At 70.7% G+C, this 13,070-nt stretch carries 12 protein-coding genes and 1 pseudogene; 10 read left to right on the top strand and 3 right to left on the bottom strand.

Features of this window, described 5'->3' with window-relative positions; genetic code table 11:
* Positions 1 to 53 precede the first annotated feature (53 nt).
* Positions 54 to 1,412: a hypothetical protein gene (locus QQM39_RS00455; protein WP_301994565.1), complete on the bottom strand. Its 1,359-nt coding sequence runs from the start codon at positions 1,410 to 1,412 to the stop codon at positions 54 to 56.
* A gap of 317 nt (positions 1,413 to 1,729) precedes the next feature.
* Here QQM39_RS00455 and QQM39_RS00460 point away from each other — a divergent pair, with 317 nt between their 5' ends.
* The 8 genes from QQM39_RS00460 (at position 1,730) to QQM39_RS00495 (ending at position 10,230) form a co-directional block, all read left to right on the top strand.
* The gene (locus QQM39_RS00460) at positions 1,730 to 2,614 is read left to right on the top strand and encodes an acyltransferase domain-containing protein (protein WP_301994566.1); all 885 of its coding nucleotides are present in this window, start codon (positions 1,730 to 1,732) and stop codon (positions 2,612 to 2,614) included.
* A 30-nt stretch (positions 2,615 to 2,644) separates the two neighbouring features.
* The gene (locus QQM39_RS00465; RefSeq protein ID WP_301994567.1) at positions 2,645 to 4,501 is read left to right on the top strand and encodes an acyl-CoA dehydrogenase; all 1,857 of its coding nucleotides are present in this window, start codon (positions 2,645 to 2,647) and stop codon (positions 4,499 to 4,501) included.
* A complete protein-coding gene (locus QQM39_RS00470) occupies positions 4,498 to 5,571 on the top strand; it encodes a 3-oxoacyl-ACP synthase III family protein (protein ID WP_301994568.1) in 1,074 nt (357 codons plus the stop codon). Before QQM39_RS00465 ends, QQM39_RS00470 begins: the two co-directional genes overlap by 4 nt.
* Positions 5,568 to 6,410 (top strand): SDR family NAD(P)-dependent oxidoreductase, encoded by an 843-nt coding sequence (locus tag QQM39_RS00475; protein ID WP_301994569.1) that lies wholly within the window; start codon positions 5,568 to 5,570, stop codon positions 6,408 to 6,410. The genes QQM39_RS00470 and QQM39_RS00475 overlap by 4 nt, the downstream gene beginning before the upstream one ends.
* A 68-nt stretch (positions 6,411 to 6,478) precedes the next feature.
* Positions 6,479 to 7,588: a beta-ketoacyl-ACP synthase III gene (locus tag QQM39_RS00480; protein WP_301994570.1), complete on the top strand. Its 1,110-nt coding sequence runs from the start codon at positions 6,479 to 6,481 to the stop codon at positions 7,586 to 7,588.
* Positions 7,561 to 7,821 carry an acyl carrier protein gene (locus tag QQM39_RS00485; RefSeq protein WP_301994571.1) on the top strand — a complete coding sequence of 87 codons (261 nt, stop codon included), beginning with the start codon at positions 7,561 to 7,563 and terminating at the stop codon, positions 7,819 to 7,821. Before QQM39_RS00480 ends, QQM39_RS00485 begins: the two co-directional genes overlap by 28 nt.
* Positions 7,821 to 9,035, top strand: a complete 1,215-nt coding sequence (locus QQM39_RS00490) for a beta-ketoacyl synthase (RefSeq protein ID WP_301994572.1) — start codon at positions 7,821 to 7,823, stop codon at positions 9,033 to 9,035. Before QQM39_RS00485 ends, QQM39_RS00490 begins: the two co-directional genes overlap by 1 nt.
* A 265-nt stretch (positions 9,036 to 9,300) precedes the next feature.
* Complete coding sequence (locus QQM39_RS00495; protein ID WP_301994573.1) at positions 9,301 to 10,230, top strand: DUF6215 domain-containing protein; 930 nt, start codon at positions 9,301 to 9,303, stop codon at positions 10,228 to 10,230.
* Here QQM39_RS00495 and QQM39_RS00500 read toward each other — a convergent pair.
* Together QQM39_RS00500 and QQM39_RS00505 are read right to left on the bottom strand one after the other, a co-directional pair.
* Positions 10,143 to 10,943 (bottom strand): hypothetical protein, encoded by an 801-nt coding sequence (locus QQM39_RS00500; RefSeq protein ID WP_301994574.1) that lies wholly within the window; start codon positions 10,941 to 10,943, stop codon positions 10,143 to 10,145. The genes QQM39_RS00495 and QQM39_RS00500 overlap by 88 nt on opposite strands.
* A gap of 711 nt (positions 10,944 to 11,654) precedes the next feature.
* Positions 11,655 to 11,753: pseudogene (locus QQM39_RS00505) on the bottom strand (IS5/IS1182 family transposase); the annotation flags it as partial.
* Positions 11,754 to 12,050: 297 nt separating this feature from the next.
* Here QQM39_RS00505 and QQM39_RS00510 point away from each other — a divergent pair.
* Together QQM39_RS00510 and QQM39_RS00515 are read left to right on the top strand one after the other, a co-directional pair.
* Positions 12,051 to 12,485, top strand: a complete 435-nt coding sequence (locus tag QQM39_RS00510; RefSeq protein ID WP_301994575.1) for a subtilase-type protease inhibitor — start codon at positions 12,051 to 12,053, stop codon at positions 12,483 to 12,485.
* Between the two features lie 148 nt (positions 12,486 to 12,633).
* Positions 12,634 to 13,023 (top strand): hypothetical protein, encoded by a 390-nt coding sequence (locus QQM39_RS00515; protein ID WP_301994576.1) that lies wholly within the window; start codon positions 12,634 to 12,636, stop codon positions 13,021 to 13,023.
* The last annotated feature ends 47 nt before the right edge of the window (positions 13,024 to 13,070 follow it).

A 13,070-nucleotide genomic window follows, 5' to 3' on the forward strand; every position in this document is an offset into this window, starting at 1 on the left:
GCGTCGTGGGTACTTCGCCTGCCGGGTAGCGGAAGCGCTCAGCCTGTGGCGGCTCACACGGTTGCCGATGGCCGCCTTCTCACCTCGTGTGCCCGCCGGATCAGTGCTGCCGCGGCCGGGGTGGCCGCGTGCGGGCGAAGCCTGGCAGCCAGCGCGCGCAGCCGCTCGTCGGCGCGGTCACTGTGTATCTGCGGATAGAGCTCTAGGAACCCGTGCCAGGTCACGCATGCCTGCTCGAGGTGACCGGCCGTCAACTGCGCCTCCGCCAGTTCCGCCAGGCCGAGAGCACGGGACCGGTGCTCACCCGCGGGCCTCAGCCGCAGCGAGACGCCGAGTGCGCCGACGACCGCACGGTGGTCGCCACGGCTTTTGGCCACGGCCGCGTGCTGGAGGGCGAGGGACCCCGGGTGGAAGGCTCCGACCGGAGAGGTTCCGCTCGACGAGCGTTCCAGGCAGCGTTCGGCCGCCGCGAGGGAACGGGTGTGGCCGGTGTCGCCGTGGCCCGCCTGAGCGACGCCCAACTGGCCGAGAAGGAAGGCCTGTTGATGGGGTGGGGTGTGCCGCAGGCCGACGGTCACGGCCTGCTCCGCGAGGCGGTGGGCCTCGGGGAAGTGCCGCAGGGCGTGGGCCTGGACGCTCAGGCCCCGCAGCCCGAGCGCGTATCCCACCCGGTCTCCGGCTTCACGGGCGAGTTCGATACTCGCGAGGTAGAAGTGCTGTGCTTCGGCATGGCGGTTCATGTCGAAGTGGGCGAACGCGCACAGGTAGGTGAGCTGTGCGGCCACGGTGAACAGGTCGCGCCGGACCGCCGGTTTCATGTCGCCTCGCAACCAGGGGAGCAACGTGGCGGACAGGTACTGGCGCAGCGGCCGGAGTATCGATCCGGCTCCGAAGGCGGCGTCACTGCACGAGAACACGGCGAGGAGCTCCCGGGCGGATTCCACCTGAGCCCGGGTGGCCGATGCCGGTGAACGGAGCGTGGGGTCCGGGGTCCCACCCGCGGGCACCCGCCCGGGGGGTATCGCCAGCGCCGCGAGCGAGTAGGCGCCGGCCATGGCGATGCCGCACCGGCCGGTGGTGTGCAGCAGGTGGTCGAGGCGGTCCACACCGCTCCCTTCGGACACGGGCGCTCCGGGCGTGAGGCCCGCGTCTACGCCGTCGATCAGCCCAGTGTCCTGCGTCCGGACGGATCTGCCGAGGCGCCGGGAGAGGGCTTCTGCGACGAGGGAGGGCACGGGAAGGCGGGGCCTGCTGCCGGCCAGCCAGTGCGCCACCGTGGTGCGGTCGTAACGCAGCACGGTTCCCTGCGCGAGGCTGAGGGCGTTGACCTCGCGCGCCAGTTGGGCCCCGCTCCACCCGGCCTCGGCCAGGAGGGCACGCAGTGCCTGATTCGGTGTACGGGGAGATCGCACACTCCTCCTCCTGTCCCCCACGACCCCGGATCAGCGCGGACGTTCAACATCCGCATGGGTTCAACGCTCCTGCGCCGTGCACCTGCGCGGAAAGCGCGTGCCGGGGAGCAGACTCAGACTGAGGCGCCGTCCGTGACCGCGTGCAGTGCGCACTCGAGGCGCACCTCCCGCAGCCGTGCGCCCCCTCACACCACGATGACCTGCTCGATCGAAGGATTGGAATGCGCACGAGTCCGGCCAGGACCCCCAGTCACCCACTCGGCCGGGGGCGCTCGGTCCATCTGTTCCCGGGGCAAGGAGACTTCTCCGTCACCTCGTTGGTAAGAGCTTTCCACGCGGGCGGGGTCATACAGCCGGCCATCCAGCAGGTCTTCGAGCAGGTCGACCAGGTCGCCGTCGAGCGCGGGCTGCCACCGCTCGGTCCCTGGCTGCTGGGTCCACAGCCGCCCAACGGACGCGACCTGGCGCACGCCGCCGCGGGCACGTCGCAACTCGCCTTGTTCGGCGCGTCGTTGGCGGTGCACGAAGCGCTGTGCCACCGCTATGGGATGCCGTCGGCCGCTGTGGCGGTGAGCTTCGGTGAGATCGCCGCACTGACCGCGGCCGGGGTGTTCACGGTCGGCGACGGCGCACGCGCGGCCCATGACCTCGCGCTCGTCCTGTCTTCTTGTCCCGGCGGACTGACGCTGCTCACCTGCTCGGAGCAGGCCGCGCGCGGCCTGCTGGAACACGCGGGGGCCCGGGACGCGGTGGTAGCCGTGGTCAACGACGACCGGTCCGTGGTGGTCGCCGGTCCGCCGGCGGCGCTGGCCCACGTCGAGAAGGCGGCAGCGGACAGGGGCCTGGCCGCCGTACGGTTGCGCCTGCCGTTCGCCTCTCACCACCCCGCGCTCGGCTTCGCGGCTGAGGCGTTCGCCGACGCCGTGCGTGATTACCCCCGGTCCGCGGCGCGCTTCCCGGTCTACTCGGCCGTGGCCGGTCGTCCGTACGACGCGACGGACGATCTGCCCCGGCGGCTGGCCGACTGTCTGATCCGCCCCGCCATGGTGCCCGCGGTGTTGCGTCAGGCGGCCCGGCACGAGCCGGGCGTTCTCTTCGAGGCGGGTACGGGCGAGTCGCTCGCGCTGAGCGCCCGCAGGGTGCTCGCCGACAGCCCACCGGCCATCCACGCCCCGCTTGCGGAACCCGACTTTCCCTGGTGATCCCCCCACTCCCTGCTCTGGAGACCGGCGATGCTCCTCGCGTCCCTGCCCACAGCCACCCACGACGAACTGCACCGACTCGTCCACGGGCCTGTCGATCCCGCCTTCCTCGCCTCCCTGCACAAGGCGCTCGCCACCGGCCCCGAACCCCAGACCGCGGCGTCCGTCGGCGACGGCGAGCGCATCCTGCGGCGGCTGCGCGTGCTGGGTGAACTGCTGCCCCCGGCCCGCCGCCTCTTCGACGAGCCCGCGCAGCTTGCCACCGTCCACGCCTGGTCGGCGGTCGCCGATCCCTCCCTCTGTCTGGCGGCACTCGTGCACTACCTGCTCTGCCTGGGCTCCATGGCACAGCTCTCCGGCGAAAGCGAGCCTTTGGAGACGCACATGGCGGCGTTGGAGTCGGGGCGGGCCAAGGGTGTCTACCTGATCACCGAGGTGGGCCGAGCCAACAGCCACCTCGCCCCCGGGACCCGGGCCGACTTCGACCCCGGCACAGGCGGGTTCGTGCTGCACACTCCTGACCCGCGCGCCGCCAAGTTCGGCAGCGCCGGGACGCGCGGTGTCCCGCAGACGGCCGTGGTTCTCGCCCGGCTGTTCGTCGGGGGCACCGACCGTGGCGTGTTCGCGTTCGTGGTCGGCCTCACCGACGGCGACGGTCTGCTGCCCGGCATCGAGATGTCCTCGCCACTCGGGCTGAGTGCCCTGCCGCTCGACTACGTCCAGGTGCGCTTCCACCATGTCCGGGTGCCGTACGCCCACTGGCTCGGCGACGGTGCCCGTATCGGCGACGACGGAGCCTTCCACGACCCGGCGGGTTCGGCTGATCTGCGCCTGCAGCGCACCCTGCGCGTGGGGCAGGGGCTGTGGGCGACCATGCCCGCGGTCGCCGCCGCAACCTCCCGCCAGGCCGCGGTACTGGCCGTCAACTACGCACGGCAGCGCCGCACTCAGGGGCGGCTGGCGCCCGGCGCCCCGCTGCTCTCGTACCGGACCCAGCAGCGCGCCGTCCTGGGCGCACTGGCCGACGCCTTCGCCCTGACGTGCGCCGCGCACCGGGCGGCCGGCCTCTGGGCCGAGTCCGCCACGGGCCCTCAACTCCGCCCCGCCGACGCGGCGATGGGCTTCACACCCTGGACCGCCGTTCACCAGCCGCTGGCCGCGTACAAGGCGGTCGCGGTCCGTACGGCAGCCCGGGTCATCGCCGACTGCCGGCGCCGCTGCGGCTTTGCCGGACACCTGGACGTGAACCGGCTCGCCGCCTACCACGGCTTCCATCACGCGTTCGACCCGGCGGGAGGCGACAGCCAGCTCATCTTCTACGACATCGGACGCGCCCTGGCTGAGCAGCGCTCCCCCGCCCCGGCGTCCCCAACGCCCCCGGACCCACCGCCGGTGTCCCCGCACTGGTGGGCCACGGTCGTGCGCCGTCACGAGGCCCTGCTGACCGGGCGTCTGCGGCAGTTGAGCGACCCGGGAGCCCGGGACACGGCCGACTTCGACGTATGGAACCCGCTGCTGGAGGAGGCCGGCGAGCTGGGCGGGACGCACGCCATGCGACTCGTGGCCGAGGACCTGACGCGCGTGCTCGACCGTATCCAGGACCGTACCCTGACGGACGCCCTCACACCTCTGGCAGCCCTGCACGGCGTCATGACGGCACGCCGCTGGGCCGGCCCCCTGCTCACCCTGGGCACGCTCGGGCGCACGGACATCGAGGCCCTGTCCGGTGCCGCCGACCGGCTGTGCGACGCGGTGCTGCCCCATCTGCCGCTGCTGACCGAGGCGTTCGCCCACCCCGAGGACCTCGTCGGCGCTCCCATGGCCGCGACGGACTGCACCGCGGCCATGGACGCCACACTGACCTGGACCCGTGGAGGGGCGGTATGAGGGGCACCCGCCGCATCGGAGTCCTGGGCATGGGCACGTATCTGCCGCCCACGGTGCGCACCAACGCCGAGGTGGCGCGCGGCGCCGGAGTCACGGCGGACTGGATCAGCGAACGGACCGGCGTCCACGCGCGCCACGTCGCCGCTCCCGACCAGGCGGCGTCCGACCTCGCCGCGCACGCGGTCCGCTCGGCGGCGGCCGCCGCCCACATCGACGTGAGCGACCTCGGCCTCCTGGTCTGCGCGACTTCCACACCAGACGAACTGGGCCCGTCTACCGCGTGCCGCGTCCAGGCGGCGGTCGGCGCCTCGCACGCAGTCGCCCTCGACGTCAGCGCCGCCTGCTCCGGCTGGTTGTTCGCCACCAAGGTGGCGCACGACTGGCTGCAGGGCTCCCCGGACATCCGCTACGCCGCGGTGGTGGGCGTCGAGGCGTATTCGAAGTTCCTCGATCCGGCCGACCGCGGTACCGCCGTACTGTTCGCCGACGGAGCCGCAGCATCGATCCTCGGCCCGGTGGAGACCACCCAGGGCTTCACCCACTTCGACCTGGGCAGCGACGGCACCCTCGCCGACCGTGTCCTCATCCCGGCCGGCGGCAGCCGCCTCCCGGCGGGGCCGGACACGGTCGTCGACAAAGCGCACTGCATCCGCATGGACGGCCGGACGATCAGCCGCTTCATCACCGATGTCTTCCCCCGGCTGATCACCGACATCCTCGACCGCGCCGGGCTGAGCATGCGGGACATCGCCTGTGTCGTCGCCCACCAGCCCAACCCCGTACTTCTCCGGCGTATCGCCGACGACCTCGGCATTCCTCCCGACCGCCTGATCGTCGTGGGCGACGAGGTCGGCAACATCGGCGCCGCCAGCGCGCCGTACGCACTCGCCCGCGCCGCACAGCGGCACGGCCTCAGCCGCGGCGACCGCGTTCTCGTGGCCGTCTTCGGCGCCGGCATGACCTGGGGCAGCGCACTGCTCACCTGGAGCGGAGCACCGGCGCTCGGGGTGCCGGGGGCACCAGGAACACCTCTGTTCCCTCTCTGCGAGCCGGAAGGTTCTCCGCAATGAACGCTCTGGATCTCTTCCGTCTGGACGGCGCCCGCGCGCTGGTGACGGGCGCCTCACGAGGTATCGGCAAGACCGTCGCGCAGGGCCTCGCCGACGCGGGCTGCGATGTGGCGGTGACCGCGCGTACCCTGCCCGCCCTCGACGCCACCGTGCGCGCGGTGGAGGACCGCGGCAGGAAAGCCGTGGCCCTCGAAGGCGACCTCGCCGAGCCGGGCGTCGCGGCCGGCCTCGTCGACCGGGCGGCGTCCGCGCTGGGCGGTCTCGACGTCATCGTGCACAACGCCGGAACCCTCCCCGCGGCCGAGGACGGAACCCCGCTGCTGGCACCGCTGCAGGCCGCCCGCCAGCAGGACTGGGACGCCGTCGTCGCCGTCAACCTCAACGCCACAGCCGCCCTGTGCCGCGCGGCCCACCCCCACCTGGCCGAATCGGACCGCGCAAGCCTGATCCTGATGTCCTCCGTCGCCGGTCTCGTCGGCACCCCCATGATGGAGGCGTACGCCGCCACCAAGGCCGCGCAGCTCTCCTTGGCCCGCAGCCTGGCGGTCGGTTGGGCCCGCCAGGGCATCCGCGTCAACGCCCTGTGCCCCGGCTGGACCCGGACGGACATGACCGCGTTCGCCAGCGGGACCGGACCGCTGTCCGACTGGCTCACCAGCCACGTCCCGCTCGGCCGTTGGGCCACCACGGACGAGGTCGTCGGCGCCACGCTCTTCCTCGCCTCCCCCGCCTCGTCCTTCGTGACCGGTCACGCGCTCGTCGTCGACGGCGGACTGGCCGTCCCGGACGGAGGTCTGGCCGGCCACCCCAAACCCCCCTCGCCCTTCGCCGCGGCGTGAACATCCGCCCGCCCACAGGAAAGGCCTGCCTGAAAGACCCGCCTGAAAGACCCCCGGGAAGGAACAGCATGCGGCCGACCGACACCACCGCGGTCATCACCGGAATCGGAGCCTGTCTCCCGGACCGTGTCGTCGACAACGACACCGTCATCGCACGCGGTGCCCTGCGGACCGACGACACCTGGATCCGCGACCGTACCGGCATCGCGCGCCGCCGCCACGCCGCACCCGGCACCAGCACCGGCGACCTCGCCGTCGGCGCGGGACGGGCGGCCATCGCCTCCGCCGGGGACCACCGCCCCGACATGCTGCTCCTCGCCACCACCACGCCCGACCACCCGTGCCCCGCGACCGCCCCCGCCGTCGCCCACCGCCTGGGTCTGGGCACCGTCCCCGCCTTCGACCTCGCGGCGGTCTGCTCCGGATTCCTGTACGCCCTGACCACCGCCACCGCCCTGATACGCGGTGGCGCCTGCGCCATGCCGCTGGTGATCGGCGCCGACACCTACACCTCCATCGTGGACCCGCGGGACAGGCAGACCGCGCCGATCTTCGGCGACGGCGCCGGCGCGGTCATACTGCGCCCGGGTGCCCGGGACGATCCCGGAGCCGTCATCGCCACCGATCTGGGTGCCGACGGCAGCGGCCACGACCTCATCACCGTCCCCGGCGGCGGCTCCCGCCACCCGCGCCGACTGCCTCCGTCCTCCCCGGACCCGTACTCCTTCCGTATGCAAGGCCGGGCGGTCTACGCCCACGCGGTCCGCCGCATGGCCCAGTCCGCCAACTCGGCACTCCGGCAAGCAGGCTGGGCACCGGAAACCGTCCGGGCCTTCATCGGCCACCAGGCCAACCAGCGCATCCTGGACTCCGTCGGCGAACGCCTGGGCATCGCCCCGGCCCACCGGTTCGGCAACATCCACGAGCTCGGCAACACCGCGGCCGCCTCCATCCCCCTCGTCGTGGCCGACCCCACCGTGCACACCGCCGTCGCGCCCGGAGAGCGGAGTCTGTTCACGGCCTTCGGCGGCGGCCTCACCTGGGCATCCGTCGCCCTCAACTGGCCCTCGGCGGTGCCTCGGCACGAAGCGCCGCCCGCCCGTCCGGGCACCAAGCCCCTGTCCACCACCGACCTCTCAAGGAGCCACCCGTGGACCGCGTCTACGACCACCTCGTGACCCTTCTCGGCGACAAGTTCGAAGTCCCGGCCGACCGCATCGCCCCGGACGCCACCCTCGGCGACCTGGAGCTCGACTCCCTCGCCGTCGTGGAGCTGTACGTCACCCTCCAGGAGCAGTGGAAGATCCCCCTCGACGACTCCGCCGCCACCGCCGACCTCACCGTCGAGGACGTGGCCCGCACGGTGACCGAACTCCTCGGCGCGCAGGCACCCGGCCGCGGGACGGCGTAGTGGGCGAAGAGATCGCCGTCACCGGAATCGGGCTGGTGACTCCCGGCGGCATCGGCGCCGAGCAGACCTGGGAGACAGTGTGCGCGGGCCGGTCCACCGCACACACCGACCCCGCCCTGCGCGACGCGCCGGTGGACCTGTCCTGCCGCGTACCGCCCCTGGAGTCCGGGCGCGGCCGGCTGTGGCGTTTCGACCGCAGTACGCGCTTCCTGCTGATCGCGGCCCGGGAAGCCCTGGCCTCCGCCCAACTGAACCCGGCCGACTGGGACTGTGGACGCGTGGCGGTGGTCATCGGCACCGCGGCAGGAGGCATCGGCACCCTGGAAACCCAGCACCACAAGCTGCTCGCCACCGGCCCCACCGCACTCTCCCCCATGACGCTGCCGGCCTTCCTGCCCAACATGGCCGCGGGTCACCTCGCGCTCGAACTCGGCGTCACCGGCCCCTCCCTGCAGACCTCCACGGCCTGCGCCTCGGGAGCCACGGCCCTCATCACGGCCGCCTTCCTGCTGCGAGCGGGAGCCTGCGACATCGCCGTCGCCGGCGGCACCGACGCCATGGTCACCCCCCTGTGCGCCGCCGCGTTCGCCAAGATGGGCGCCCTCTCCACACGGTGCGACGCCCCCGCCCGTGCCTCCCGCCCCTTCGACAAGGACCGCGACGGCTTCGTCCTCGGCGAGGGCTGCGGCCTGCTCGTGCTGGAGCGCAGGCAGCATGCGGACGCACGCGCCGCACGCGTCCTGGCGGTCCTGGCCGGCCACGGCACCACCAGCGACGCCCACCACCCCACGGCGCCGCACCCCACAGGCGCGGGGCTGCGCTCGGCCACCTCGATGGCACTCACCGGTGCCGGAGCCGACCCCACCGACGTCGACCACGTCAACGCCCATGGCACCAGCACTCCGCTCAACGACGCGGCGGAGGCAGCAGCGATCCGGGACCTCTACGCCCCCAGACACCCGACGGTCACCTCGGCCAAAGGCGTCCTGGGACACACGATGGGAGCGGCCGGCGCCATCGAAGCGGCCCTGACGGCGATGAGCATCGCCCGCCGGACCGTCCCGCCCACCGCCAACTTCACCACCGCGGACGACAGCACCACCGGCATCGACATCGTCCACGGCACCAGCCGCCCACAACCCATCCGGCTCGCTCTCAGCCACTCGCTGGGCTTCGGCGGACACAACACCGTGCTCGCGTTCACGTCGGCCTGAACCGCGGGTTCGGCACGATCCGACCCTGCGCGGCCGCGGAGAAGCAGCAGGAGGGGCGCCCGCGACGATCCGCGCGGCTGGTTGCCCGACTGCGTCGTGAGCCTGGTCGCCGTCATGATCTGCACGCTCAACCTACAGATCGGGCACCCCACCGCCCCAAGGCTCGATCTCCATGAGCGGCCTTGGCTTCGGCAGGCCCTGCACGTGCCCGGAACTGTGGCTTCCACCACGGCGAACGTTGGTCTTGTCCTGGTGAGATCACCGGATGCTCGGTTTCCTCCTCCGTCTCCTGCCATTCTGGGTCCGCGAACCCCTGTTCATCGCGGTCGGGTCCGTTCTCGGCATACGCATCATGTACCTCGCCGTCCGCGATCACGACCGGGTCGCGGCCGGTCTCGGCGTGGTGTTCCTCCTGTTCACCGCAGTACGTGTCCACGCAGTGGTGCGGGCTTTGCGCGCACGCCGGAACCCGGGTCCGGTGGCCTCGGTAGACGGGGCAGCGGTCGATGCTGCCGCCCATGCCCAGGCCCAGGCCGGAGCCGGGCCGCGTCCCGGCCCGGACACTACGGAGAAGGAGCCCAACGCCTGGGGCCAGGCGGTCGCGGCCGTGGCCGTGTTCGGGGCACTCGCGGCCGCCCTGTGGGTGGCCCCCCGCGTGATGCCGTCTGACGACAGCACCCCGCAGCCCGCCTCGTGTTCGGGCGGCGAACACGAGGAGCTCCCGAGGGCCTACAAGGAGACGCCCCAGGCTGTGACTGGTGAAGAGCTGTGCGAGGCACTCAACCGGCCAGACCTGGCCGAGCTCCTTGGAACGCCCGGAGAGAGCGCGACCACGGCTTCCGGCACCAGCAACACGGCTCCCTTGACCGACGGCAGAGTGGCCCAGCCGGAGGCCGAGGTCACATTCGGCACGTACACCGTGAATATCTCGGCCACTTACAACAAGCTGTCGACCGACCAGTACGTGAAGCTGATGGAGATGGGGGGCGAGAAAGACGTAAAGACGCTCACGGTTCTCGGCCGGCCGGCGGTTTTCTCCTCGGATCACACCATGAAGCTGAAGATTCGTGGACCAGTCGGTGGTCCCGGTCCTGGTCCTGGTCCGGTTCAGGAGCCAGGGCTCCGCTCGGCCTTCGGCGGTGCATCGGAGTCGGAGTCAGCTGGTGGGGCCGCAGGTGGGCTTTCGTCGGAGTGATCGGCCTGGGCGGCAGAGGCCTGCTCTGCTTCTTGCCGGCGTCGGCGGGTGGTACGCCGGTCGGCGATGTCCCGGTAGACCGGCCATAGGGCGGCGAACACGAGGCACAGGCCCCCCACGATCCCGATGACCCACACGCTGAGCACGCTCTTCAACAACTCGGTGAGCGACGGGGGGACGTCCATGCTCAGGGGAGGCAGGTGAACCGCCTCTACCACGGTGTTCGTGTCGGCGAGGTACGCCGTCACTGTCACCACGAGGGTGAACTTCCCGCTTCCGGTCGGGCGGACCGACCAGTTCCATTCCCTGGTGTCGCCGGCGAGTACGACCTGGCGAGTCGGTCCATCAGGTTGACAGGTGACGTTTCCACTACAGGTCAGGGTTACGCCGATGTCAGCGTTGACGGGCACTCTCCTGTGCTTCGTCTGCTGCTTGTCCTTCGTGGATTGGGCCCGCTCGACGCCGCCGACGTAGGCGGTGAAGAACTTCGTCTCGCCGACTTCCATCCCCCGCAGCGGGGCGTAGCTGATCTGACCATCGACCAGTGCTTTGCGAGCGTTCCAGACCTGGTCGGCGTACTCTTGGCCCCCCGCGCCGCAGGAAGTCAGCAGAAGACCGGCAACGGCCAGGAGAAACATCCACGTCAGTACTCGCAGTCGCATAACTTCCTCGGTTCGGCGTCGTACTGGCGGGAGATTGACACGGGCGGCCATCAGGCGGTGGGCATTCCCCAGTTTCGGCCGAACTTCGACGCAAGATTTCACCGTTGGCGGATTGCAAAGTCGTCCACCTGCGCATGCTGGGCCGGGCGGCGCTTGAGCGGGAGTGCTGGTCTGCTTCGGTCGCCGGGGAGTCGGCGGGCTGCGCCTGCGCCCGTTGGATGGCGGGCGGATCGTGTGTTCGGGGGCTGGGTTTTCCGGTCGTTACCGGTGATCGGGCCGGCGGGGGCGGACGGTGCTGGTGGTGGACGGAGCCCGTGTCGCCGACGATGTGCCGCATCTTCGACCCGTTGTGGGGTGGTGATCCCTGGGGCCGTGATCGGTTGAACCGTACGGCTCCATACGCCAGGGGCCCGGGAGATGTCATGGCTCTCTCTATCTCTCCCAGGGCCCCACCGCCCCTGGCGTCTCTCACACCGGCCAGACGAGATCATGGTGCCGACCCCAGCGCGAGGTCGGCTGATACGGCCCTGCCGATTAGTGGGGGCGTACCAGGATCTGCAGGAACCCGCGTGATGGTCACCGCTGCCGCCAGGGTCCCTGGGGAGTGCGTCCAGGCATGTGGCTGGAGTGGGCGAGCCGGCCGTTCGCCGCCTGTGCGAACCAGGGCGCCCCCACCTGTCGGTGAACTCGTCCATGTCCCCAATCGCCAGGGGGTGAAGGGCCAAACCGCCTGTGTATGTCGGGCGTTCCGCCCATGTTGGCGGGTGTGGCTGCTCGGATGCCGCGCTTGATCAGGTAGTCGTGAATGGCGTGTGAGGAGAAACCTTTGTCGGCCAGGACCGCATCCGGTCTGGTTAGAGGGGCTGCCGCATCGCCGTACACCGTCGCTCACACACCCGCCGCCGAAAGTATGCTCACCAATTTCAGGCCATTTCACACCCCGGTCACATCGGCCACGCCTTCCGCCGGCGAACAGGGTGAAGGATCGCTCACCTCCTCAGTCATGAAGGCCGCTTAGCCAATCAAGCCAGTGATTGAATTGGCAATCGAGTCTGAATTTCAGTGACGGGAAACACTTCAGCTATTCCGCCCTGAGACGTGAGCAACACAGTGGGTACTTCGAGGCACTGAACACCGCAAGAAGAAGGGAGATGCACCATGCGACCAATGACACGCTGGGCAATGACAGGAGTACTGCTCACCGCAGCCCTGACAGGTCCCCTGGCCATGCCCGCCCACAGCGCCCCCGCCGCGCTGTACGCCCCTTCGGCCCTGGTCCTGACCACCGGCCACGGCGAGAACGCCGCCACAACAGCACCGGAGCGCGCAGTAACCGTGAACTGCGCATACACCACCTCGGGAACTCACCCCGATCCGCGACAAGCGTGCACGGATCTGGATCGCGTGAACGGAGACCTCGAGCGCCTGGCCACACTCCGCGCTGATGGGACAGGACGACACTGCACGAAGGAATACCGCCCCGTTGTGGTCACCGTACAAGGCGTATGGCGCGGTACACGCGTGAACTACGAGCACACCTTCGCCAATCCTTGCATCAAGGAAACCCAAGGCGCATCGGTATTCGCCTTCTGAGCCACCACGTCCAGTAAGGCCTCTCACGGGCCGGACCTAGTGGTCGTACTGGAGTAAGGAGGATCCGGCCGCATCGGCGGCCACAACTTCGGCAGAATCACACATGGGGCCGCGCCGTACGCACACGGCACGGTCCCAACCTCAACTCTTGGCACTCGCCGAACGCCATGTATTCCAAGCGCGCATCGCCGAGCGCAACGAGCGGTTTCCAAGAGACGAGCGAACACGCAGTGAACGACTCGCGGCTTCTTGTGCCTCGGCTGAAGCGCTGCACAACCTGTGTCGCGCCGAACACGACCCCGGGCGCCTCGAGCAGGCCCACTACGACGGCGAGTTGACTGCTGCAGCCGGCAACCACGACCGTGCTTCGGCCTCCAGCATGGGCTGCATTGACCCACATACAGCTATCGATGCCTTCCTGCATACCGCCGCCCTACACTTGCAAACCGGCGACATGCCCCTGGAAGCCCGGTCCGCCGTTGAGGGCGAAGTGCAGGGCGGCGAAGGCAATGCCCGGACAGGCGATGTTTGTGCCTGACGCAGCCCCACCGCTTGGCCGTCACCTCTGGCCAAATCCGCTTTCAG

Origin of the sequence: Streptomyces sp. DT2A-34 (assembly GCF_030499515.1) — a bacterium.
GTDB lineage: Bacteria > Actinomycetota > Actinomycetes > Streptomycetales > Streptomycetaceae > Streptomyces.